The following is a 22787-nucleotide window of genomic DNA, read 5'->3' on the forward strand; positions in this document are numbered from 1 at the left end:
TAGGCTTTCGGCCCTGGTGTTTAGCGATCTGAGTGAGGCAACCTCCGCACACCGCCGCATTTGACCAACAACCTAGTCACTATAGGCTTCCTTTGGTCTTCGGATAAAGTGCGGCTAAAAAATGATCTTAGGGTGAGAAAAATTGACCTCACAGAATCACTTTTAAAACTGCATTGAACCTCAAGTGATATAAGTACACCTTCTTAAAAATTCAATCGCTTAAACGACTTTAGAAGAGACTAAACTAAGAGGGGGAAGCGCCGAAGATATATCTTCGGCGCTTCCCCCTCTTAGCACTAGTTTCGGCCTGGATAATCCCCGGAGTAATCCTCCGGGGATTCCTGTCCATAATCTTGCACAGGTGGTGCTGCCTCAACTTCTGGCATGCTGTGGTTACCATTTTGCAGTGCTTCTAATACTGCTTCAGGTTCGACCACTTGTTTGGCTGGCTTCTGGGTGAGCAGCTCTGCTGGATCTGGATCCACTGGCTTGTTGGCCACTGCGTTGGCGGCTGCTACTGCTGCTGCAATTTCTGGGTCTGATTCTGTAGAGAACCACTCCTCGATATTGTCTGCATTGGCAATATCTTTGGTTTCTTCATCCACCGCGTGTGGTTCATAACGGAAGATGCCTTCCGAATCCTTGGCGCCGAATTGCTTGGCGAAGCCCTCCAGGGAATCAGAGAACTGGCTCGGAATGACCCACATCTTAGATGCGTTGCCTTCTGCGATTTTAGGAAGCTTTTCCAGGTACTGATATGCAAGAACTTCCGGAGTCAATTTGGCAGACTTGATTGCTGCATTAACCTTTTGAATAGCTCGCGCTTCACCTTGTGCTTGTAGATAGCGTGCCGCACGTTCGCCCTCTGCACGAAGGATCATCGCCTGGCGTTCAGCCTCTGCTGTCAAAATTGCTGCATGCTTCGCGCCTTCGGCCTGCAGAATCTTAGCCTGCTTTTCACCTTCGGCAGTTTTGATATCAGCTTCTCGTTGACCTTCAGCAGTCAGGATCGTCGCACGCTTCTCACGGTCCGCCTTCATCTGCTTTTCCATGGACTGCTGAATTGATGGAGGTGGATCAATGGCTTTTAGCTCCACACGGCTGATGCGCAGTCCCCATTTAGTAGTTGCAGCATCAAGCTCACCGCGTAAACGGCGGTTAATAACTTCGCGAGAGGTCAGTGTTTCTTCCAGGGTCATGCCACCGACGACGTCACGCAGGGTAGCAACAGAGATCTGCTCCACACCGACAATGTAGTTGTCCACGCCGTAGATGGCGCGTTCAGGCTCATTGATCTGGAAGGTCACCACGATATCGATAGCTACGGTTAGGTTATCTTGGGTAATAACAGCCTGCGGAGGGAAAGAGACGACTCGTTCACGAGTATCAATCTTGGCGCGCACTCTATCAATGAAGGGCACCAGCAAGGTCAGGCCGCCGGAGACCGTGCGGGTATAGCTGCCCAGGCGTTCAATAACAGCGGCTTCACCTTGAGGAATCAGGGCTATGGACTTGATCACCACGACAGCGACAAAGACCAGGAAAACTATGGCGAGGATGAGTCCTGTCATCGTTACTCCAGTTTAAGTTGAGGATGGCCAGTTACAGTTGGATATGTTTTAAGATTCTTTCCACACAATCGCGGTGGTTCCTTGAATATCAATGACGCTGACAAACTCACCTTCCACAAAGGTATGGGTGGGATCAATGCTTTTAGCAGACCAGATTGAGCCATCCAGGCGCACCATGCCACCAGAGGAATCGACGTCTTCTAAGACTTCAGCCCGGTGTCCAACAAGTGCTCGAGGGGAGGAATCAAGCACTTGTGGCTTGAGTAGCCTTTTCCTGATCATGGGACGGATAAATAGCAACAACGCGGCAGAAGCTACTGCGAAAGTGATAAATTCCGCCCACAAAGGAACACCGATGAGTGCAACGCCGGCAGTGGCCAATGCAGCACCGCCCAGCATCAACAAAGTGAACTCTCCCACTGCTAATTCCAAGCCAGCAAGAACTAATGCGCCGATAAACCAAATTATTGCTCCCACGCAGGCCACCCTACATAATCTTCAGTCCGAGGGCAGGTTTTCAGTGCATTAATCTTATGCCAATACATCTTCTTTACTCAGATCATGGTTTGTCACAAAGTCCACCAGTCTCTCTACGGCACCAATCAGTGTGTAGTCCAGGTCGCGGAAAGAATTAACGGCGTTGTATACCCGGTGCCAGCCTTCCTTTGGATCAGACCAGCCCACGCGCTTGCAGATGCCCGTTTTCCAATCTTCGCCGTAGGGAACCTCTGGCCAGGATTTGAGGCCTAAGCGTTCAGGTTTTACAGCCGCCCAGATATCAATATATGGATGTCCGGTCACTGCCACATCTGCAGGAAGAGACCTGGTCATACGGGTTTCTTTAGAGCCTTCAACTAAATGGTCGGCTAGTACTCCGATACGGCGACCAGGTCCAGGTTGGAAATCTTCCAAGCGCTCAGAAAGGTTGTCTAGACCTTCCAGATATTCCACGACAACGCCTTCAACGCGGAGGTCATGGCCCCATACTTTTTCCACGATTGCCGCGTCATGGATACCTTCTACCCAAATACGGGAAGGTGCGGCGACCTTGGCCTGCACATTTTCCACACGGCGTGATCCGGAATTGGATTTTCGTGGTGCTTGTTTTTCCACAAACCGCGTGAGATTCACGATCTGCCCATCAATCATAAATGCACCCTTGCGCAGCTTATAGAGTGCGTCACGGCCTCGACGATCCTCCAAACGCACGAAATCACCATCATAGGTGCGTTCAAAACCGGTTACGGCTCCGACGAATCCATCTCCACGAACTTCCACGACAAGCCCAGGTTTTGCCGGAACGTCTGGATACTCCGGTTGTTTATTGCGGGTGTGTCCACCAAAAATATCGCCTGCATAAGGATCAGAAAAGCTCATGGTTAACCACACTAGTCAATGGGTGCACTACAGTTTCCTAACACTATGGAAATTCGCGCAAACGTGTATTCACCGCTTCAAAATACCGCCGTCCGGCTCGGCGCCTGGCTATACGATCTCGTCCCCATCGAAGATGTCATCGAGGCATTTGTTGATCTCGGAGGCCCGCACACTTTCCGTGATGGTGGCCTATTAGATCTATTGCGCACCATCAAAGAGCTCACAAGCACGCTTATCGACGCCCCCTTCGACGGTCCCATTTTAACTCTCGCACTCAGCGGTCCAGGCCAAGTGCCGGCGTTGCCGGCAGGTTCACGTGCAGCCCAGCTTGCCTCCGCCTCCAAGGAGGGGGCGCTGGTGCTCGGCGGCGTCGATAAGCATCATGCTTGGGCGCTGATTCCCGATCGCGGTACAAACGCCACCGCATGGGATCTGCTTGAGGTAGAAGGTTTTCGCCCGATGTTGACCGCCGTATCACCAGGTGAGGCAGACCAGCTACTAAGCCAAGCGACAGAACAGTCAGCTCGAATCATCCAGTCAAGTGGCTACGCTTCACTTGCCCCAAAATCCCTCCAGAATCCCCGACTTACCGTGGGCATGTTGTCAGATTTCTATGACACTCCTGGACTCCCCTTTGCAGTGCCTCCACGGTCCGCAAAGCTGTTTGCCCGTGCAGATCGTGTGGCAGCTATCGCGGAGACGGTGCAAGGAATAATTGGCGATCACAGTCTTGATCCACAATTAATCTCGCTGTGGAGCCATATCCGCACCGCTCGTATGGCTGGAGTCAACTATGCCCTCGCGGAATTCGCGAGGGACTATCACTCCTAGCCAGCGACCTTAGAGGTGCCACAGCACCCGTCGCCACACGGAGCGCCATTTATCGAACTGCCCCGAACTGGCAATGTGCCAAGGCGTTCGATGATGCGTTTGAGCTGAGCTTCTTCAATGAGATCGGCAACCAGCGCTGCAAAATCTGGTGTCGGACCTACAGTAGCAACACGCTCGACCACCATGTTGCGCCTCTCAGCTTCTTCCATCAGCTCAGAATCTAGGTCCCATATGACTTCCATATGGTCTGAAATAAAGCCTACAGGGCAGACAATCAGAGCTTTTTGGCCTTTTTCATGCAGCTCTACAGCGTGGTCCACGATATCTGGCTCCAACCACGGAGTACGCGGATTTCCGGAACGAGACTGCCACACCACATCGAAATCTTCCACCCCAGCAGCTGCCGCAATTAACGCAGAAGCTTCCTTCACCTGCTGTGAATACAAAGAACCATCTTGTGGAGTTCCTGCAGCATCATCAGCAGCAAGCGGAATAGAATGCGCGGTAAAAACCAAACGAGCTTCACCGCGAAGATACTCTGGCAGCTTCGCGTAGGAATCCTGCACCAAACGAGCCATGGTTCCCACAAATCGTGGGTGATCATAGAATTGGCGCAATTTAGTGAAGGTAATCGATTCCTCCTGAGCCTCCAAGTGCTCAATCATGCCCTGGATGTCTTCTTGATACTGCTGACAACCCGAATATCCACCCCATGCTGAAGTAGCCAAGACCAAGGCGTTTTTCACACCATCTTTGGCCATAAGATCTGCAGCCTCATTATCAAAAGGCTTCCAATTTCGGTTGCCAAAATAAACTGGCAAATCTACGCCACGGGATGCCAACTCAGTTTCCACATTGGCGATAATTTCCTTATTGAGAGCATTGATGGGGCTCACGCCACCAAAGTGGTGATAATGGACAGCCACATCATCTAAACGCTCTGGCGGGATACCCCTACCCCGAGTGACATTCTCCAAAAACGGACGAACCTCCTCATGCCCTTCGGGACCACCGAAGGAGAGCACAAGGAGGGCGTCAAATGCATCCGATGTGCGTTCATTCATACGTGGAGCGTACCAACTTTTGGTTGATATTGCATAAAAGCGCATGAAAGCACAAGGATTCATAGGCTGAAGCTAAATGAGTCGCACGGCGCTCTCGGTCATTCCGCTCCAGCGAACTGGGGAAATCTTAACCACAGATCCGGAACTTGGCGCTTCAAGCATTTGGCCATCACCAAGATAAATAGCAACGTGCTGTGATGCTCCCGGGCCATAGAAAATCAGATCGCCGCGCTGCATCTCCGAAGGGGACACCTTCGTTCCATATTGATACTGGTAGCCAGTGTAGTGAGGCAGGGAAATACCCACGCCAGCAAAGGCATACAAAGTCAGGCCAGAACAGTCAAAACCGACCTTGTTGTAATCGCCGTAAGAATCGGCCACGCCACCGTCACGAATACCCAAGGTTGGGCCATTCGCATTACCACCACCCCATGCATACTGCGTGCCCAGTTGGCTCATGGCGCGAGCAATAACAGTTTCAATCTGTGCTGCTCGATCACCAGAGATAACCTCAGAGGAATCGTTACCGGATTCCGTTTCGGAATTGCCACCGGTGGAATTACTGGATCCAGAGTTCTCAGACTCTGTTGGCCTTTGTAGATCAGCAATATCGACAGGATCCTCATCCTCACCTGAAGGATAAGGATTCACAGTAGTTGCATGTGACGATTGGCTAGTTGCAATCAACGCAGCAGCAGCTATAGCAGCCGCTTCCAGCGCCTGTGTGCGCAGAGCTTGAGCCTGAGCATCATTTTCAGCCCTGGACTCAGCCTCACGCTGGGCCTGCTCTGCAGCATATTGCGCCTCTACAGCACGTTCCTGTGCAGCCGCACGATCATTAGCTTCTGTCTCAGCCTGCGCGGCCGCTTGCGCAGCAGCTGCCTGAGCTTGAGCCTCTGCAGCGGCTTGAGCGGCAGCTTCATCCGCACGACGTTTTTTCTCTGCAGCGGCCGCGGCTTCAGCTTCCGCCTGAATCCGCGCCTTTTCCGCTTGCTGGAATTCTTCATACTCCGCACGCTGTCCCTGCAAGTTTGCAGCTTCAGCGCGAGCAATTGCCAAATTACGATCTGCCTCATCGCGTTGCGCAACCAAAGTAAGGCGGTTAGAAGTCAACACATTGAGTTGCTCACTATTTTCCGCGATTGCTTCTTCAGTTTGCCGCTGTTTTTCCGCAGCCTCTGCTTCACGCTGCTCTGCCACAATGCGAGCCTGCCTTAAAGCAGATTCCTTATTGGCATTTTCCGTACGCAAGCGATCGAGTTCTTCGACTGCAGCGCGCTGCTTTTCGGCAGTAGTACGTAAAAAGGTCTGGCGATCTAATGCATCATCAGAATTGCCGTTACCTGAAATTCCAGAAAGGCCTTTAGACGTACCATTTTGACGATACGCAGCACGGGAAATCTCATCCAAACGTTCTTGAGCAACTTCAATTTGCTGCTGCGTTTCATCTAATTCTGCTTTGGCGGCCTGCGCATCTTGGCGAGCTTGTTCTGCAATGGCCTGCGCATCATGCAGATCTACAAGAGATTTGTTGACCTCTTCGCGCAGTGCACCCATCTCCAACTCCACCTGACTGATTTCTGCATCAGTACTAGACAGAGAACCTGCAAGGCGAGCGACTTCCCCATCGCCCGCCGAAACATTTTCTTCTGCCTGCGTAATTGCAGCATCATCAGGATTTTGAGGTTGAGCAACAGCGGGGGGTACCGAACTGAGCAGTGCCCCGCTAACGGCCACAGCAATGAGTGCCTTTGTTAGAGCTGCACCTTTTGACTGGGTACGCGAACGACGAAGTGCCGCGCGCACTCCAGGGCGAATCGATTCTAGATTGGCCACATGCTCTCCTGTTCAATCCGAAATTCCCCATGTATCAAGTCCTGGTGCTAGATATTCACCAATATAAATACAGGGAGACTTCACATTCCATTACGAAACCTGCAGGCCATTTCCCTTCCTCTTGCAATAAATTCCATTACCCAGTTGATGCTTTTATGGCAAGCTTCCCCGTTTGCCCAAATAACTAACTGGAAGAAAAACCAGCATTTCAAGTTGAAACGCTTGATAACTCTTGTTACTGAAATAGATTGAAGATTTAAAAAACAACCCATGAGTCGATATCTGCACAATAAGTCACGTTGGTAACTTTTGATACATCTTTAACAACGGTTACATAACAAAAGCCCAGAACATGCAATCATTTGCATGTTCTGGCCTGCATTTTTAACCCCCACAAGAAAGTTTGTGATTTTTATCACTTTGCATGAGAACACATGTCACTTTGTGGACATTTAGGAAAATCTTTCAGGCGAGTGGGCTAAATTAATGAGTAAAGTCTTCAGACTTTACTCATTAAAGAAAACCGCTTTTCGGCGAACCGACACTGCCGCAACGCCTACAACCGCAAGCAAGAAAACCAGGGCCCAGATTAAAACCTGAACCCATTCAATATTTGTAACCCACGAATCCGTTACACCTTGAACCAGAAGCTCTGTGCCAAGAACATAATCTGTTGTCCCAAGCATGTCATGCTGCCCAGACTCCAGTGCCGCACGAGAATGCACATCACTAACCACCGCCCCAGATAGAGGGGCTCGCACGATGACAGAATCCAGATCCGACTGCATTAATAATTCCTGAGCGATATCCCGAAGATCCGATGTGACAACTGGAGTGTCATCCAGAACGACAATGCCCAGGGAGCCAAAGTCTGAAGACTCCGCTGTGGATACTGCATTAATGAGGTCATGTTCCAAAGTTGGAAATTGACTTCCCGTGTGCTCCCCCATGGACACCGCATCATCACCAAGCTCTGAAGCGAGCTGCTTGAGGTCGATATTTTCTGGAATCATCTTAAAAGCCTTCACTACTGATTATGGGTTCACGAAAGAGCGGCAACTGACTAGGACTAAGCAATGGTGGGGGTAAATGAGGGGGTGACATAAAGTCACATCACGCATATACCCACTTCGTTAAAAACTATTAAAACCGCTGCCTAAAGACATTAGACACGCTAGCAGTACAAAAATTCTTATAGGTATTGACGCGCCTAATTCACCAACATTCCCGCCAGAACGCTTGTACTGTTAGGATAATGAAGACGTAGGGTCTTTTTCCACAACCTTGTGGAATGAGAATCCGATGTTTTTCTCACGCCGGCTCAGCCGAAGCAGACGCCGTCGCGAAATCTCACCCTAAAAAAGTTAGAATTGGAGCTCACTGTGACTGAAAGCAAGAACTCCTTCAATGCTAAGAGCACCCTTGAAGTTGGCGAGAAGTCTTATGACTACTTCGCTCTCTCTGCAGTGCCTGGCATGGAGAAGCTGCCTTACTCCCTGAAGGTTCTCGGAGAGAACCTTCTTCGCACCGAAGACGGCGCAAACATCACCAACGAGCACATTGAGGCTATCGCCAACTGGGATGCATCTGCTGATCCAAGCATCGAAATCCAGTTCACCCCAGCTCGCGTCCTCATGCAGGACTTCACTGGTGTTCCTTGTGTAGTTGACCTTGCAACCATGCGCGAAGCAGTTGCTGCGCTTGGTGGCGACCCTAACGGCGTCAACCCATTGAACCCAGCAGAAATGGTCATTGACCACTCTGTCATCGTCGAAGCATTCGGTCGCCCAGATGCACTGGCTAAGAACGTTGAGATCGAGTACGAGCGCAACGAGGAGCGTTACCAGTTCCTGCGTTGGGGTTCTGAGTCTTTCTCCAACTTCCGCGTTGTTCCTCCAGGAACCGGCATTGTCCACCAGGTAAACATCGAGTACTTGGCTCGCGTTGTCTTCGACAATGATGGCCTTGCATACCCAGATACCTGCATCGGCACCGACTCCCACACCACCATGGAAAACGGCCTCGGCATCCTGGGCTGGGGTGTTGGCGGCATTGAAGCTGAGGCTGCAATGCTTGGACAGCCAGTATCCATGCTGATCCCTCGCGTTGTCGGCTTCAAGCTCACTGGTGAAATCCCAGTTGGCGTTACCGCAACCGATATCGTTTTGACCATCACCGAAATGCTGCGCGACCACGGCGTCGTTCAGAAGTTCGTTGAGTTCTACGGTTCTGGCGTCAAGGCTGTTCCTCTGGCTAACCGTGCAACCATCGGTAACATGTCCCCAGAGTTCGGCTCCACCTGTGCGATGTTCCCAATCGACGAAGAGACCACCAAGTACCTGCGCCTCACCGGCCGCCCAGAAGAGCAGGTTGCACTTGTCGAGGCTTACGCCAAGGCACAGGGCATGTGGCTCGATGAGGACACCGTCGAAGCAGAGTACTCCGAGTACCTCGAGCTGGACCTGTCCACCGTTGTTCCTTCCATCGCTGGCCCTAAGCGTCCACAGGACCGTATCCTGCTGACCGAGGCAAAGGAGCAGTTCCGTAAGGATCTGCCAACCTACACTAACGATGAGATCTCCGTTGATTCTTCCATCCCTGCAAAGCGCATGGTTAACGAAGGTGGCGGACAGCCAGAAGACGGCGTCAACGCTGACAACTACAACGCTTCATGGGCTGGCGAGGGCGAGTCTCTTGCTACCGGCGCTGAAGGTCGTCCTTCTAACCCAGTGACTGTTGCTTCCCCACAGGGTGGCGAGTACACCATCGACCACGGCATGGTTGCTATTGCTTCCATCACCTCTTGCACCAACACCTCTAACCCTTCCGTGATGATCGGCGCTGGCCTGATCGCACGTAAGGCAGCAGAAAAGGGCCTTAAGTCCAAGCCTTGGGTTAAGACCATCTGTGCACCAGGTTCCCAGGTTGTCGACGGCTACTACCAGCGTGCAGACCTCTGGAAGGACCTAGAGGCTATGGGCTTCTACCTTTCCGGCTTTGGTTGCACCACTTGTATCGGTAACTCCGGCCCACTGCCAGAGGAAATCTCCGCTGCAATCAACGAGCACGACCTTTCTGCAACTGCAGTTCTGTCCGGTAACCGTAACTTCGAGGGACGTATCTCCCCTGACGTTAAGATGAACTACCTGGCTTCCCCAATCATGGTCATTGCTTACGCAATCGCTGGCACCATGGACTTCGATTTCGAGAACGAAGCTCTTGGACAGGACCAGGATGGCAACGATGTCTTCCTGAAGGACATCTGGCCTTCCACCGAGGAAATCGAAGAGACCATCCAGCAGGCAATCTCCCGTGAGCTTTACGAAGCTGACTACGCAGATGTCTTCAAGGGTGACAAGCAGTGGCAGGAACTTAACGTTCCTACCGGTGACACCTTCGAGTGGGATGAGAACTCCACTTACATCCGCAAGGCTCCTTACTTCGACGGCATGCCTGTTGAGCCAGTAGCAGTTGCAGATATCCAGGGCGCACGCGTTCTGGCAAAGCTCGGCGACTCTGTCACCACCGACCATATCTCCCCTGCATCCTCCATTAAGCCAGGTACTCCTGCAGCTCAGTACTTGGATGCACACGGTGTATCCCGCCAGGACTACAACTCTCTGGGCGCTAGGCGCGGTAACCACGAGGTCATGATGCGCGGCACCTTCGCCAACATCCGCCTCCAGAACCAGCTGGTTGACATCACCGGTGGCTACACCCGTGACTTCACCCAGGCTGATGCCCCACAGGCATTCATCTACGATGCTTCCGTTAACTACAAGGCAGCTGGCATTCCGCTAGTCGTTCTTGGTGGTAAGGAATACGGCACTGGTTCTTCCCGTGACTGGGCTGCAAAGGGCACCAACCTGCTTGGCGTTCGCGCAGTTATCACCGAGTCCTTCGAGCGTATTCACCGCTCTAACCTCATCGGTATGGGCGTTGTCCCACTGCAGTTCCCTGCAGGCGAGTCCCACGAGTCCCTCGGACTTGAGGGCACCGAGACCTTCGACATCACCGGACTGACCGCACTCAACGAGGGTGGAATTCCAAAGACCGTCAAGGTTACCGCTACCAAGGAAAGCGGCGACGTTGTCGAATTCGACGCAGTTGTCCGCATCGACACCCCAGGTGAGGCTGACTACTACCGCCACGGTGGCATCCTGCAGTACGTGCTGCGTCAGATGGCTGCGGCTTCTAAGTAATTAGAAGATCACCAAACAGTTAGTTGGACTATTTTTAGTCCAACTAACTGCGGCTAGGGCCCCACCACATCAGCTGATCTGGTGGGGCCCTTTCTAATACGCCAAATTTTAGACCCAACCCCTTCCATGCGTGTTTTCACCGCTATTTTTCCTAGGAGTACATCGTGTCCATAGCGGCAAGAGACAAGCCAACAAATAGCCGTCACGAAATCCTCGAAGGCGCTCGTCGGTGCTTTGCAGAGCACGGCTATGAGGGCGCGACTGTACGCCGGCTAGAAGAAGCGACAGGGAAATCACGAGGAGCGATCTTTCACCATTTTGGAGATAAAGAAAATCTTTTCTTAGCGCTCGCTCGTGAAGATGCTGCACGCATGGCAGAGGTGGTGTCTGAAAATGGCCTCGTAGAAGTTATGCGAGGAATGCTCGAGGATCCTCAGCGCTACGACTGGATGTCAGTTCGACTCGAGATCTCAAAACAACTGCGCACCGATCCTGTATTTCGGGCAAAATGGATTGATCACCAAAGTGTTCTAGACGAAGCTGTCCGGGTACGTCTTTCTCGAAATGTGGACAAAGGGCAGATGCGTACCGATGTGCCCCTAGAGGTTCTACATACGTTCTTAGAGACTGTTCTCGATGGTTTTATTTCCCGTTTAGCTACTGGTGCCCCTACGGAAGGGCTATCTGAGGTACTAGATTTAGTGGAAAGCTCAGTGCGTACACGGGACTAAGGTCTTGAATTCCAATTGCGGTATAAAAGAACTAGACTAAGCGGTATGGTTTCAGTTCTTTTAGTTCAACCCCGCCAAGGCGCCGCAGTTGCTGCTGCCGAACGTCGCGACTTTCTCCAGGCCACTGGCCTCAAGCCACAAGAACTGACTTCTCGAATGTTGGATAGCACTACCTCTCGCATCGGAAGCCTGGAAGGCTTTGATGGAGTAATCGTTGGTGGCAGCCCACTCAATGCTACAAATTTTGAGTACAGCGATTGGCAGCGACATGTCCACCGAGAACTAGGGTTATTGATCGATCACCCATTGCCTACCATTTTCGTCTGCTATGGAAATACTTTCTTAACTTTTTACGCTGGTGGACACATTGGACGAACCCACCCAGAAGCTTCCGGCCCCACCACTGTTTTACTGACCGAAGCAGGACAGCGCGATATTTTAACGCGCGATCTCCCGGACAGCTTTACCTCTTTTACCGGGCATACAGAGAATTCCATTACCGCCGCTCCAGGCCACGTTGTATTAGCTACTGGACCAACATGCCCGGTACAGATGCTGCGCGCAAATAAAAATACCTGGTCAGTACAGTTCCATGCAGATATGGATGCAGTTGGAATGAAAAATCGCATGGATTTCTATTCCAACTACGGCTACTTCTCCCCAGAAGACTACGAACGCATCATCGCAGAACTTCCTACAGTTGATGCCATCTATGCGAATAGAGTTCTACGTAATTTCGTGGAAGTCTGCGAAGGCACACGTATTGCTAATGGCCTAGAGCATCAGCAACCAGCTCTTAGCGAATAGCTGAAACTGGCGTATCTCCATCCACAAATGGCAGAACACGAGTCTGTGGGAATTCTCGAACCGCAAACTCTGTAATCACCTGTGCAACCAGAATTCTTGAGGTAGTTCGATCCGCACCTGCCTCAGTAGAATCTTCAATAACTTCAATTCCGTTGACCTGATCTAACGTCAAACCTGAAGGCCCCAAGATCAGATAATCCAAATTAGTCTTTGCCAAGTGCTCATCAGCAGACTTTTTGGATTCAGCATATGGATAGAAGGAAGCGTCTGGGTCGATGGTATGAGACGTTGAGGCAACGTAGCTCACCATAATGTATCGAGGTGCCTGCTCCCCGAGGCTCGCAGCACCATCGATAGACGCAATTGCTGCGTCACGATCAATTGCATACGTGGCAGCTGCACCGCTCTTGCCACCATTGCCGGCGCTCCACACCACGACATCAAAATCTTTAAGTAAATCTGCCCAGTCTTCGACACTTAGCGTGGTGACATCACGCTCTAGGGGCATCGCCCCTAGTTCTTCAATTTCGGACCTGTGGTCCGGATTGCGGTACATGGAAGTGACCTCGAGGGAGGCGTCGATAAGCATGGGGGTTGCTAAAAGAGCAACCTTGCCGTGTCCGCCAATGAGTAATATGCGAGTTGAATCAGTCATGGGAGCCACCCTAACAACGATTACTTTTTCCTGCCGAAAGCCCAGTACGCAGCAGGGCCAACACCATTAACCACAGTTAAAAGTGCCCAGAGCCATTTAGGCCCGCGGACTTCTTCTTGTTTACGGCGATTCAACGACACCCATACAGATACCTTGCCGGCAAACTCCACTACCGCGGCAGCGATAACTGGAAAACGTAGTTCGGTAGGAAGATCTAACCAATCAGCCCGTAGGGATTTGTACATTTTGGAGGAACGATCTTTTAAAGTTGGCATGTCTTAATTGTAGGCTGAAATTTTTGGAGTCACTGGTAGTTCCGAAGTTATCGGCAGATTTAGCTTTCTTAAAATAAGACTTTCCCCCTTAAAATTACGTCACTATGACATATATGCTTCGGTAAGCAAATCCCCAATCACTCACCTATTCATTAATTTTTAAAACACGCACCAATAAGTAATCCTGCGATAAGTAACGTTTGCTTAGCAACAGGCTTAGAAGCTTCTGCAGACTTGTTAAATCATCAAAACAACCATTAGCAAAGCTCTCGCACCACCGTAGCTCAGTATTATGACGCCAATAGAAATTCTCAACTGGCATTTGGTGGGCATGCCGTCCAGATATATATGGCCCCAACATCATCCAACTCGTAGCTAAAGTTGACTCCCACAACTCAAGGTCCGTCTTTTCAAAAACTGAGCTAATAGGCCCAGGCCAACCAGGACTCAGCGCGCAGTATCCCACTAATTCATAGCTTTGGACTGGCTGTGCCCATTCCTGCAGTTCAGGCATAGTGAGCACATCAGGAAGATTAGCTACTACAGCTCTCGTGATTGAAGAGAAAAGTGACCACTTTTTCGCAACCATGGCTTGAAAAAGACACTGCCGAACAGCTCCGACTACACCCTGATGAATACACACATTATCAGGAAAAGGTAATGAGCTACCATCCTTCTTCGCCACTCTAGAAAACGCATTCCACTTTCCTATGATGTCGATAAGGAGAAAATCTAGACTAGGTGATGGTCCGGTAAAACGAAATCCCGAAGTTTTGTGACCTCGGGAATACATGCAGAATTGATTAACATCTAGCATTCCCCAATGCCTATACGGAATTGGATTCAGACAGGCACATCCCCAATAGCAATTGCGTGCATTCCGGTCAAAGAATACAGCAGATAGGCATTCATCACTTTCGGCAGAGCGAAGCTGCTTATTGACTTGAGAAATTTGAGAGCACCCTCACCCCGACTTTCGCTAAACAGTAAAAATCCGGAAATCGGCGGACCACTTTTTAACCTCTATGATATTTCAGGTTTAAGTAATTTAATGTGACCTACACCACTGCCTGCCCCCGGCGGCTCGGAAAATATATAATGTAGTAAATACAATTAAAATAGCAGAAAATTAACATACTATTTTCAAATTATTTCTATATAAATAACACTAAATGCGCAGTATAAATCTTCATTACACTGGTGCCTTGATCAAAGATCATCCGCCCTGCCCAATTAAGCTTTAAGCCCCTTGAGATACTTAGCAGTAATCCTTAATTGAATAACTCTCACAATGAACTGTCCCCATCTAGCCCACCACTGAGCAGGTTTAGAAAAAGCTACAATATGTGCCTTGACCTCACCATTTCTATCAATAGAAACCTCAAAGGTCTCTTCCCCACACTCCACATGTTGTGCAAGGGTGCCATAAATTAACAACGCTCGATGCGGGGTTTCAACACGTTTCAGGATCTTGCAATAAGACCGTGTTCCCCAGAATTTAAGTTCCACAATCGAGTCAGATTCAACAACATGAACGCCCGCATAACGATGCGCCTTCCAGGAAAATAACCGTTGCACTGCCAGGCTGAAGCACTCTTCCCCCTGCCCCAGGATCAATTCACAATCAGTGATGTTCCAGCCCGTCAAACCTGAATTATTTCCAGTCAATAACTCTTGAGAATGCCCCCATAACGACTGCGAATAACTCAGTTTAGAGGTGTTCACACTGCCCCCGCTCCGATTAAGACGTTACATATCTTGCCTGGTTGGAAAGATACTAATTCTAACGCAAGCTCCCCCACCTACCCCACTGATACCGATTATCGTCCTCTAATCAGACATGCATCCAGCAAGAAAAGAAAAGTTTGCTGGATGCAAGAAGCTCTGTGAGACACGGTCATCAAAAAATCCCGGATCCTCACCCCAAATATTTGTCGTCGTTTCCGCAAGAGAGTTCAAACGGTCAGTACAAATATCTAGCCGCTCACCAAAATCCATCTCATGGGCAAAAGTTGGCGTCGCCATTTCTCCATTGCTGTGCGCACGTTCTGAAGTAAAAGCCGGAAAAGCAAAAGAAATCACGGCAATCGATACCACTATCCACCCACAACCACCGTTCTTTTTTGAACGTTGAGCTCGAGGAGCAGGCACCTCTGAAGAAGGTTTTACGCTTTGAGCATCTTGAACTTGCAGAATTGCTGGCATTGAAATGCCCTCATCGGCATATAAACGCGCTTGTTTCACACTCGGTGCTGGCGTAACAGAATAGTCCGATATTTGGGTAGAAGAGATTCCGTACTTCTCTAAGATTTCATAGACTTCGCGTTTTCCCGGAGGAGAGCCAAATCGTGTGACCATGCTGCCACGCTGAAACTCATTGAGTGAGTAGTGGATGATGTAATCCGTTTCCACAGAGGGATCAGGGTTTATTGGTTGGCCTTTAGCGGTCATAGCAACATCTGTCCTGACGTGGTGTTGGTAGCAGCGCTAGGAAGAATTGAGAATTGTTCCTCACTCATTCCTCTACCCTAAACAATCCGCGGATGATCTGCTTAAGATTTAAGGCTCTCATCGGACTTACACGCCGAGCTAAAGAAAAAACGTACCTGCCAACTGGATCTACTATTCAAAATAATATTTTGAATGAATATGGAAGTATTCAGTGAATGAATACTTATTATCCGTTTCCTTGGGAATCATTTTTCTCCTTGTTCATCATAGGTGCCCTCATCCCCACATTGATTGGTGCAGTCTTCATTTGGCGATACGCACGATCAAGTCGAAATAGAGACCCTCTCCTATCTCTTAACTCTTCTGGGCCTAAAGCGTTCATGGGATGGCCCACTGGCGGACGATGTGGATTATGGGCAACGGGATTATTTGGTGCACTTCTCGGTTTCTTGTCTGGATTGCTTTGGTTGAGTTGGTCCGCAGCAGGTAACGATGGATCTTTCGTCACACCTGCCATTCAAATGCCCGGAAGTTTCCCTGCTTGGCAGGTAGTACTGTGTGGTGCATTTGTTGTGGGCATGGCTGTTGTTGCAGCGTTAAGTTCTAAACGACTTAATGCTGGCGCCCTAGCAGCAGCATTGGGAACTGCCGCTGGATTTACCACGTGGTTTGCTATGGCTGTTGCAACTCCGGTGACTAGCCAGGAAGGAATCGGCGTGGCGATGTCCATAGTTGGAGTAACTTTTAGCCTCAGTGTCAGTAATTATGTGGTTGCATTAATCCGCGCTAAGAAGATCAAAAGTTAAGCGCTAACCATGTATGCAAGCTCTCTCTAATTTTTAAAAAACCTGCCGGTTGTTGACCTGACATAGGTACTTGATAGACTAACCGGTTGTGATTGTCACCAATGATTTAGAAGTGCGCGTTGGCGCTCGTACCCTCCTTGACGCACCGGGTCAGCTCCTCCGCGTTCAGCCTGGCGACCGTATCGGTCTTGTCGGCAGAAATGGTGCAGGAAAAACCACAACGATGCGAATCCTCTCCGGCGAAACCAAGCCATACGGTGGTTCTGTCACCGTGGCTGGCGAGGTCGGATACCTCCCCCAGGACTCCCGCGAAGGCAATATCGAACAGACTGCCCGCGATCGTGTTCTCTCTGCTCGTGGCCTTGACCAGCTACGTTCTGGCATGGAACGCCAGCAAGAGATCATGGAAACCACCACAGATCCAGGCAAGCTTGATACTGCCATCGGTAAATATTCCAGGCTTGAGGAACAGTTTCAGGCCCTCGGCGGCTATGAAGCCGATGCTGAGGCTGCCCAGATCTGTGACAACTTGGGCCTTGAGGCACGCATCCTAGACCAGCAGCTCAAGACGCTGTCCGGTGGACAGCGACGCCGCGTGGAGCTGGCACAGATCCTCTTTGCCGCCACCAACGGCTCCGGCAAGTCCAAGACCACGCTGCTTCTCGACGAACCAACCAACCACTTGGATGCTGACTCCATTACGTGGTTGCGCGACTTCCTCTCGAAGCACGAGGGTGGACTCATCATGATCTCTCACGATGTCGAACTCCTTGGCGCTGTCTGTAACAAGATTTGGTACTTAGATGCTGTGCGCAGCGAAGCCGATGTCTACAACATGGGCTTTTCTAAGTATGTTGATGCTCGTGCTCTGGATGAAGCTCGTCGTCGCCGTGAGCGCTCAAATGCAGAGAAAAAAGCAGGTGCTCTGAAAGACCAGGCTGCGCGTCTGGGAGCTAAGGCTACCAAGGCAGCTTCGGCTAAGCAGATGATCGCTCGCGCAGAAAGGATGATCGATAATCTTGATGATATTCGTGTCTCCGATCGTGCTGCAAACATCGTGTTCCCAGAACCAGCACCGTGTGGAAAGACCCCACTCAATGCCAAGGGCCTGACCAAGATGTACGGCTCTTTGGAAGTCTTCGCCGGTGTGGACCTCGCTATTGACAAGGGCTCCCGCGTGGTTGTCCTTGGTTTCAACGGTGCAGGTAAGACCACCTTGCTGAAGCTGCTTGCCGGTGTGGAACGCACCGATGGCGAAGGCGGAATCGTTACTGGCTATGGCTTGAAGATCGGTTACTTCGCGCAGGAACACGACACCATTGATCCTGATAAATCCGTCTGGCAGAACACCATTGAGGCCTGCGCTGATGCAGATCAACAAGGTCTGCGCAGCCTTCTGGGTTCCTTCATGTTCTCCGGTGAGCAGTTGGATCAGCCAGCTGGCACTCTTTCCGGTGGTGAAAAGACTCGTCTTGCACTGGCAACCCTGGTGTCTTCTCGCGCAAACGTCTTGCTTCTTGATGAGCCTACAAACAACCTTGACCCTATCTCTCGTGAGCAGGTTCTTGACGCTCTGCGTACCTACACAGGCGCTGTTGTCCTGGTGACACACGACCCAGGTGCAGTGAAGGCACTTGAGCCGGATCGTGTCATTGTGCTTCCTGATGGCACTGAAGATCTCTGGAACGAGCAGTACATGGAGATCGTGGAACTCGCTTAAGTTCTTTTCAAAGCGAGCCGCTCCGAGCATGGCGTCTAGTTCATCTTTGGTCTTCATTAATATTGATGCTTGATACTATCCTGAAAGGAGTGAGCGTCGATGTAGATCGACGCACCATACCCCACAACCCCAAGCCTTGCGCTTGGGGTTGTTGTATTAGCGCTTCCCTGGCTTCCGGCTGCGCTGAGGTCGTTGGCATTTTCTTTTCCTCATCTTAGTGCCCGAAAACCCCGTGCTGCACAGGAAATCCTGTGCGGCACGGGGTTTTCGTCGATAAGCAGCTTAGTTAAACGGCAAAGCCAAGGGCTTGTAGCTGTTCGCGGCCTTCTTCGGTGATCATATGTGGACCCCAAGGTGGCATCCATACCCAGTTCAAAGACAGCTTGTCTGCAATGCCGTTTCCGACGATGGCAGTGCGTGCCTGATCTTCGATGACATCAGTCAGCGGGCAAGCTGGTGAAGTCAGGGTCATATCAACATGAGCTTCGTTGCCGTTGATCATGTAGACATCATAAACAAGTCCCAGATCCACAACGTTGATGCCCAATTCTGGGTCAATCACATCGCGCATGTACTCTTCGACATCGCTAGCTTTTGCTAGGTCTGCCTCGGACTGCTCTGGGCGTTCGGAGCTTTGTGCTTCGAAAGTAGAGGCATTTGAGTCCTCTACCTCTGGGGTGTTCTCAGTGTGCTCGCTCATGGGTTCCTCCAATTGTTAGCGCGGGCTTAATGTACGTGCTCAACAGCATCGGCAGTTGCTGCCTGGAAAGCCTTCCACCCAAGCAATGCGCATTTCACGCGAGCTGGATACTTAGCTACACCAGAAAAAGCAACGCCATCTCCGATAAGGTCCTCATCACCCACGAACTTGCCGCGGGAGACGATCATCTTTTCAAATTCTTCGAGCTTCTCCAACGCTTTATCTACAGGTTGGCCCACGATTTCCTCAGCCATCACAGACGTGGAAGCCTGGCTAATCGAACAGCCAATTGCTTCATAAGAGATGTCTTCAACGGTTGAGTTGTCCTCAGACAGCTTCACTCGCAAAGTCAGCTCATCGCCACAGGAAGGGTTAACGTGGTGAACCTCTGCGTCAAAAGGGTCCCGCAGACCCTTGTGCTGTGGGTTTTTGTAGTGATCCAGGATCACCTCTTGATACATCTGCTCAAGGTTCATTACGCGACTCCAAAGAATTGCTTTGCCTTCTCAATCGCTGCCACGAGGCGGTCGATTTCTTCGAAGGTGTTATAGAGATAAAAGGATGCTCGTGCTGTTGATTGCAGCTTCATGCTGCGGTGTACGGGCCACGCGCAATGGTGTCCAACACGGATATTCACGCCTTGATCATCAAGCACTTGGCCAAGATCATGTGGGTGAATGCCTTCCACACCGAAGCTGATTGCGCCACCACGCATATCTGCGGTTAACGGACCCGCAATGCTAAGACCCTCAACTGCAGTGAGCTTTTCCAACGCGTACGCCGTCAAAGCATGTTCATGAGCAGCAATCGCTTCCATGCCAATTTCTTCCAGCATTTCTACGGCTGCGCCCAATCCCACTACCTGGCTCGTCATCTGTGTGCCAGCTTCAAAGCGCTGAGGTGCAGCTGCAAACGTTGAGCCTTCCATGGTGACAACTTCAATCATGGAACCACCAGTGAGAAACGGTGGCAGCTCATCCAGAAGTGGGCTCTTTGCGTAGACAACGCCAACACCGGAAGGACCGAGCATTTTGTGCCCGGAGAATGCAGAGAAATCTACATCCAGTTCGTGGAAGTTCACTGGCATATGCGGAACCGACTGGCATGCATCAAGCACAGTGAGCGCTCCGACTGCCTTGGCACGTCGAACCAGTTCTGGAACATCGGCCACAGCACCAGTCACATTGGACTGATGTGTAAAGGCAACCACCTTGACAGTTTCATCGAGCTCGAGAGAATCAAGATCAATGCGACCGTCTTCGGTAACTTTGTACCATTTCAGGGTTGCGCCAGTACGTCGGCACAATTCCTGCCATGGAACCAAGTTGGCATGGTGTTCAAGCTCTGTGATGACAACGGTGTCACCTGCTTGCACACGGTATTTACCAGAACGGTCATCACCGAGGGTGTACGCAACAAGGTTGAGAGCTTCAGTTGCATTCTTAGTGAACGCAATTTCGTGCTGCTCAGCGCCCACAAAGGACGCGATCTTTTCGCGTGCACCCTCATAAGCATCCGTTGCTTCCTCAGCCAGTTGGTAGGCACCGCGGTGCACGGGGGCGTTTGTGTGCAGCACAAATTTCTCTTCTGCACGCCACACCCGCTCGGGTCGCTGCGATGTCGCACCTGAGTCCAGGTAAGCAAGCGGTTTCCCATCCCGAACAGTGCGTTTCAGGATTGGGAATTCTTCCCGCACCTTATCCACATTGAGGGATCCATCTGCATTGAGGAAATCGGACATATTACTTGATGAACTGGTCGTAGCCGTCAGCTTCGAGCTTGTCAGCAAGCTCAGCGCCACCGGTGGTAACAATCTGACCGTTAGCGAAGACGTGAATGAAGTCTGGCTTAACGTAGTTCAGGATGCGCTTGTAGTGGGTGATCATCAAGATGCCACCGTCAGTCTCCTGCTTGTAGGAGTTGATGCCCTCTGAGACGATACGTAGAGCGTCAACGTCCAGGCCGGAGTCGGTCTCATCCATGATTGCGAACTTTGGCTTCAGCAGATCAAGCTGCAGAACCTCGTGGCGCTTCTTCTCGCCACCGGAGAAACCTTCGTTGACGGAGCGGTTGGAGAACGCAGGATCAATAGCAAGTGCTTCCTGAGCGGTGCGAACTTCCTTGACCCACTCGCGCAGCTTTGGAGCCTCGCCGCGGATTGCGGTTGCTGCGGAACGCAGGAAGTTAGCAACAGAAACGCCAGGGATCTCAGTTGGGTACTGCATGGCAAGGAAAAGACCAGCGCGTGCACGCTCATCTACTTCCATGTCCAAAATGTTTTCACCGTCGAGGAGAACCTCACCTGCGGTTACTTCGTAGCGTGGGTGTCCGCCAAGGGTGTAAGCAAGAGTGGACTTGCCGGAGCCGTTAGGGCCCATGATGGCGTGGATCTCACCGGAATTGATGGTGAGGTTTACGCCCTTGAGGATTTCCTTAGGCTCTGCGGATGCATCGGAAGGAATAACCTGTGCGTGCAGGTTACGGATTTCAAGAGTGCTCATCTGTGACAATCTTTCAGGGGTTGAAACGAATTTAAACTGAAGTACTAATCCGGGCTCAATGGGAATTGAGCCCAGTTATTTACATGCCAAGAACGGTGAGTTCTGAGCTGACGCGGTTTTCCAATTCCCCGCGGATGGATTCCACTGGAACTTTGTTAATGACTTCGTTGAAGAAACCACGAACGATAAGGCGTCGAGCTTCATCGGCAGGAATACCACGAGCTTGAAGGTAGAACACGTGCTCGTCGTCAAAGCGACCGACTGTTGCTGCGTGTCCTGCACCGACGATTTGGCCGGTTTCGATCTCAAGGTTTGGAATAGCGTCTGCGCGTGCACCCTCGGTAAGAACGAGGGAACGGTTTGCTTCATAGGTGTCGGTGCCATGTGCGTTTGAACGGATGAGCACATCGCCAACCCAGCAGGTACGAGCATCTGGCTTGTCAGAGTTCTTATCACCCTGCAGCGCGCCCTTGTAAAGCACGTTAGAGCGGCAATTAGGAACTGCGTGATCGACCAGCAAACGCTGCTCAAAGTACTGTCCATCATCTGCGAAGTAAACGCCAAGCATTTCTGCGTCGCCACCAGGTGCGGTGAAACGAACACGTGGGACAATGCGGACGACTTCTCCACCGAAGGTAGCCACAGTGTGGCGAAGTACGGCGTCACGGCCAAGCTGGGCAAGCTGATTGCTCAGGTGGACTGCGTCGTTATCCCAGTGGGTATCGGTGATAACGGTCAGACGTGCGTTGTCTCCAACGATGAATTCAACGTTGTCAGCGTGGGTACCAGATCCGACGTATTGCAGTGCGACGATTGCATCAGCACCTGCTTCAACTTCGATGGAAATTGCGCCGAAGGAGGTAACGCCCTCCCCCTTACCGGTGACAGTAATGGTCACAGGTGTTGGGTTGTGAGAATTCTTTGCAAAAGTGACAACGTCACCCTGCTCCATGGAAGTCCATGCCTGAGCTGCGGCACGGTCCACTGGAGCACCAGCGCGTCCGAGACGAGAATCGCCCTTGGCGACGGTTTCGTGGCTTGCGCCTGCTGCGTCTGCAGGGATCTCGACCTTGACGTCAGAGGTAGTTGCAGGCGCAAATTCGCCGTTGTGGAGTCCACGAAGACGACGCAAAGAAACGAAGCGCCAGACTTCATCGCGGCCGCGAGGAATCTCGAAATCCTCAACATCATAAGAAGTAAAGAGGTCACCCTTGGTGTTATGCAGGGTTGCTGCCTTTACAGTTGCTACTTCAGTCATTG

22 protein-coding genes are annotated in these 22787 nt (G+C 51.1%); 6 read left to right on the top strand and 16 right to left on the bottom strand.

The window, feature by feature from the left end; all coding sequences use genetic code 11:
- Window positions 1-296: 296 nt before the first annotated feature.
- From ccrud_RS07465 to ccrud_RS07475, 3 genes are read right to left on the bottom strand one after another with little or no spacing between them, the layout of a single operon-like run.
- The gene (locus ccrud_RS07465) at window positions 297-1571 is read right to left on the bottom strand and encodes an SPFH domain-containing protein (RefSeq protein WP_066565756.1); all 1275 of its coding nucleotides are present in this window, start codon (window positions 1569-1571) and stop codon (window positions 297-299) included.
- Window positions 1572-1619: 48 nt separating this feature from the next.
- Window positions 1620-2048, bottom strand: coding sequence for an NfeD family protein (locus tag ccrud_RS07470; protein ID WP_066565758.1), 429 nt, complete (start codon window positions 2046-2048; stop codon window positions 1620-1622).
- 54 nt (window positions 2049-2102) lie between these two features.
- Window positions 2103-2948, bottom strand: coding sequence for a DUF3097 domain-containing protein (locus ccrud_RS07475; protein ID WP_066565760.1), 846 nt, complete (start codon window positions 2946-2948; stop codon window positions 2103-2105).
- A 45-nt stretch (window positions 2949-2993) separates the two neighbouring features.
- Between ccrud_RS07475 and ccrud_RS07480 the strand changes: the two genes are divergently transcribed.
- Window positions 2994-3779 (top strand): hypothetical protein, encoded by a 786-nt coding sequence (locus ccrud_RS07480; protein WP_066569699.1) that lies wholly within the window; start codon window positions 2994-2996, stop codon window positions 3777-3779.
- Here ccrud_RS07480 and ccrud_RS07485 read toward each other — a convergent pair.
- The 3 genes from ccrud_RS07485 to ccrud_RS07495 form a co-directional block, all read right to left on the bottom strand.
- On the bottom strand, window positions 3776-4843 hold the full coding sequence (locus ccrud_RS07485) for a ferrochelatase (RefSeq protein ID WP_066565762.1): 1068 nt from the start codon (window positions 4841-4843) through the stop codon (window positions 3776-3778). The two genes, ccrud_RS07480 and ccrud_RS07485, sit on opposite strands and share 4 nt — an antisense overlap.
- A gap of 72 nt (window positions 4844-4915) precedes the next feature.
- Window positions 4916-6679: a DIP1281 family NlpC/P60 protein gene (locus ccrud_RS07490; RefSeq protein WP_066565764.1), complete on the bottom strand. Its 1764-nt coding sequence runs from the start codon at window positions 6677-6679 to the stop codon at window positions 4916-4918.
- A gap of 506 nt (window positions 6680-7185) precedes the next feature.
- Window positions 7186-7692 carry an Rv1476 family membrane protein gene (locus ccrud_RS07495; protein WP_066565766.1) on the bottom strand — a complete coding sequence of 169 codons (507 nt, stop codon included), beginning with the start codon at window positions 7690-7692 and terminating at the stop codon, window positions 7186-7188.
- Window positions 7693-8061: 369 nt separating this feature from the next.
- Between ccrud_RS07495 and can the strand changes: the two genes are divergently transcribed.
- The 3 genes from can (at window position 8062) to ccrud_RS07510 (ending at window position 12419) form a co-directional block, all read left to right on the top strand.
- Window positions 8062-10881: an aconitate hydratase gene (gene can / locus ccrud_RS07500; protein ID WP_211271294.1), complete on the top strand. Its 2820-nt coding sequence runs from the start codon at window positions 8062-8064 to the stop codon at window positions 10879-10881.
- A gap of 164 nt (window positions 10882-11045) precedes the next feature.
- A complete protein-coding gene (acnR, locus tag ccrud_RS07505) occupies window positions 11046-11612 on the top strand; it encodes a TetR/AcrR family transcriptional regulator AcnR (RefSeq protein WP_066565768.1) in 567 nt (188 codons plus the stop codon).
- Between the two features lie 45 nt (window positions 11613-11657).
- Entirely contained in the window at window positions 11658-12419 is a 762-nt protein-coding gene (locus tag ccrud_RS07510) for a glutamine amidotransferase (RefSeq protein WP_066565769.1), read from the top strand.
- On the opposite strand, the gene ccrud_RS07515 is transcribed toward ccrud_RS07510, so the two are convergent.
- The 5 genes from ccrud_RS07515 to ccrud_RS07535 all read right to left on the bottom strand — a co-directional run bounded on the left by ccrud_RS07515 (window position 12409) and on the right by ccrud_RS07535 (window position 15800).
- Complete coding sequence (locus ccrud_RS07515) at window positions 12409-13074, bottom strand: NAD(P)H-binding protein (RefSeq protein WP_066565771.1); 666 nt, start codon at window positions 13072-13074, stop codon at window positions 12409-12411. The genes ccrud_RS07510 and ccrud_RS07515 overlap by 11 nt on opposite strands.
- Before the next feature lie 20 nt (window positions 13075-13094).
- Window positions 13095-13349: a PLDc N-terminal domain-containing protein gene (locus ccrud_RS07520; protein WP_082868798.1), complete on the bottom strand. Its 255-nt coding sequence runs from the start codon at window positions 13347-13349 to the stop codon at window positions 13095-13097.
- Window positions 13350-13494: 145 nt separating this feature from the next.
- Complete coding sequence (locus ccrud_RS07525; RefSeq protein ID WP_066565774.1) at window positions 13495-14166, bottom strand: hypothetical protein; 672 nt, start codon at window positions 14164-14166, stop codon at window positions 13495-13497.
- 416 nt (window positions 14167-14582) lie between these two features.
- Window positions 14583-15074: a DUF1990 domain-containing protein gene (locus ccrud_RS07530; RefSeq protein ID WP_245670190.1), complete on the bottom strand. Its 492-nt coding sequence runs from the start codon at window positions 15072-15074 to the stop codon at window positions 14583-14585.
- A gap of 105 nt (window positions 15075-15179) precedes the next feature.
- Entirely contained in the window at window positions 15180-15800 is a 621-nt protein-coding gene (locus ccrud_RS07535) for a hypothetical protein (protein WP_066565776.1), read from the bottom strand.
- A 380-nt stretch (window positions 15801-16180) separates the two neighbouring features.
- On the opposite strand from ccrud_RS07535, the gene ccrud_RS07540 reads away from it, so the two are divergent.
- Both ccrud_RS07540 and ccrud_RS07545 read left to right on the top strand, forming a co-directional pair.
- Window positions 16181-16606 carry a hypothetical protein gene (locus ccrud_RS07540; protein WP_066565778.1) on the top strand — a complete coding sequence of 142 codons (426 nt, stop codon included), beginning with the start codon at window positions 16181-16183 and terminating at the stop codon, window positions 16604-16606.
- An 88-nt stretch (window positions 16607-16694) separates the two neighbouring features.
- On the top strand, window positions 16695-18326 hold the full coding sequence (locus ccrud_RS07545) for an ABC-F family ATP-binding cassette domain-containing protein (RefSeq protein WP_066565780.1): 1632 nt from the start codon (window positions 16695-16697) through the stop codon (window positions 18324-18326).
- A 286-nt stretch (window positions 18327-18612) separates the two neighbouring features.
- Here the strand turns inward: ccrud_RS07545 and ccrud_RS07550 are convergent, their stop codons facing one another.
- From ccrud_RS07550 to sufD, 5 genes are all read right to left on the bottom strand, one after another.
- Entirely contained in the window at window positions 18613-19026 is a 414-nt protein-coding gene (locus ccrud_RS07550; protein WP_066565782.1) for a metal-sulfur cluster assembly factor, read from the bottom strand.
- A gap of 26 nt (window positions 19027-19052) precedes the next feature.
- Window positions 19053-19502 carry a Fe-S cluster assembly sulfur transfer protein SufU gene (gene sufU / locus ccrud_RS07555; protein WP_066565788.1) on the bottom strand — a complete coding sequence of 150 codons (450 nt, stop codon included), beginning with the start codon at window positions 19500-19502 and terminating at the stop codon, window positions 19053-19055.
- Entirely contained in the window at window positions 19502-20767 is a 1266-nt protein-coding gene (locus ccrud_RS07560) for a cysteine desulfurase (protein WP_066565789.1), read from the bottom strand. The genes sufU and ccrud_RS07560 overlap by 1 nt, the downstream gene beginning before the upstream one ends.
- Window position 20768: 1 nt before the next feature.
- Window positions 20769-21527, bottom strand: a complete 759-nt coding sequence (sufC, locus tag ccrud_RS07565; RefSeq protein ID WP_066565790.1) for a Fe-S cluster assembly ATPase SufC — start codon at window positions 21525-21527, stop codon at window positions 20769-20771.
- 79 nt (window positions 21528-21606) lie between these two features.
- The gene (gene sufD, locus ccrud_RS07570; protein ID WP_066565792.1) at window positions 21607-22785 is read right to left on the bottom strand and encodes a Fe-S cluster assembly protein SufD; all 1179 of its coding nucleotides are present in this window, start codon (window positions 22783-22785) and stop codon (window positions 21607-21609) included.
- Between the last annotated feature and the right edge of the window lie 2 nt (window positions 22786-22787).

This window comes from Corynebacterium crudilactis (assembly GCF_001643015.1).
Classification (GTDB): domain Bacteria; phylum Actinomycetota; class Actinomycetes; order Mycobacteriales; family Mycobacteriaceae; genus Corynebacterium; species Corynebacterium crudilactis.

Excerpts from the sequence above, each read along its gene's own strand:
- ccrud_RS07465 (WP_066565756.1), bottom strand. The coding sequence starts at position 1,571 with ATGACAGGACTCATCCTCGCCATAGTTTTCCTGGTCTTTGTCGCTGTC.
- ccrud_RS07475 (WP_066565760.1), bottom strand. The coding sequence starts at position 2,948 with ATGAGCTTTTCTGATCCTTATGCAGGCGATATTTTTGGTGGACACACC.
- ccrud_RS07480 (WP_066569699.1), top strand. The coding sequence starts at position 2,994 with ATGGAAATTCGCGCAAACGTGTATTCACCGCTTCAAAATACCGCCGTC.
- ccrud_RS07485 (WP_066565762.1), bottom strand. The coding sequence starts at position 4,843 with ATGAATGAACGCACATCGGATGCATTTGACGCCCTCCTTGTGCTCTCC.
- ccrud_RS07495 (WP_066565766.1), bottom strand. The coding sequence starts at position 7,692 with ATGATTCCAGAAAATATCGACCTCAAGCAGCTCGCTTCAGAGCTTGGT.
- ccrud_RS07510 (WP_066565769.1), top strand. The coding sequence starts at position 11,658 with ATGGTTTCAGTTCTTTTAGTTCAACCCCGCCAAGGCGCCGCAGTTGCT.
- ccrud_RS07515 (WP_066565771.1), bottom strand. The coding sequence starts at position 13,074 with ATGACTGATTCAACTCGCATATTACTCATTGGCGGACACGGCAAGGTT.
- ccrud_RS07520 (WP_082868798.1), bottom strand. The coding sequence starts at position 13,349 with ATGCCAACTTTAAAAGATCGTTCCTCCAAAATGTACAAATCCCTACGG.
- ccrud_RS07525 (WP_066565774.1), bottom strand. The coding sequence starts at position 14,166 with ATGCTAGATGTTAATCAATTCTGCATGTATTCCCGAGGTCACAAAACT.
- ccrud_RS07535 (WP_066565776.1), bottom strand. The coding sequence starts at position 15,800 with ATGACCGCTAAAGGCCAACCAATAAACCCTGATCCCTCTGTGGAAACG.
- ccrud_RS07540 (WP_066565778.1), top strand. The coding sequence starts at position 16,181 with ATGGGATGGCCCACTGGCGGACGATGTGGATTATGGGCAACGGGATTA.
- ccrud_RS07550 (WP_066565782.1), bottom strand. The coding sequence starts at position 19,026 with ATGAGCGAGCACACTGAGAACACCCCAGAGGTAGAGGACTCAAATGCC.
- sufU (WP_066565788.1), bottom strand. The coding sequence starts at position 19,502 with ATGAACCTTGAGCAGATGTATCAAGAGGTGATCCTGGATCACTACAAA.
- ccrud_RS07560 (WP_066565789.1), bottom strand. The coding sequence starts at position 20,767 with ATGTCCGATTTCCTCAATGCAGATGGATCCCTCAATGTGGATAAGGTG.
- sufC (WP_066565790.1), bottom strand. The coding sequence starts at position 21,527 with ATGAGCACTCTTGAAATCCGTAACCTGCACGCACAGGTTATTCCTTCC.
- sufD (WP_066565792.1), bottom strand. The coding sequence starts at position 22,785 with ATGACTGAAGTAGCAACTGTAAAGGCAGCAACCCTGCATAACACCAAG.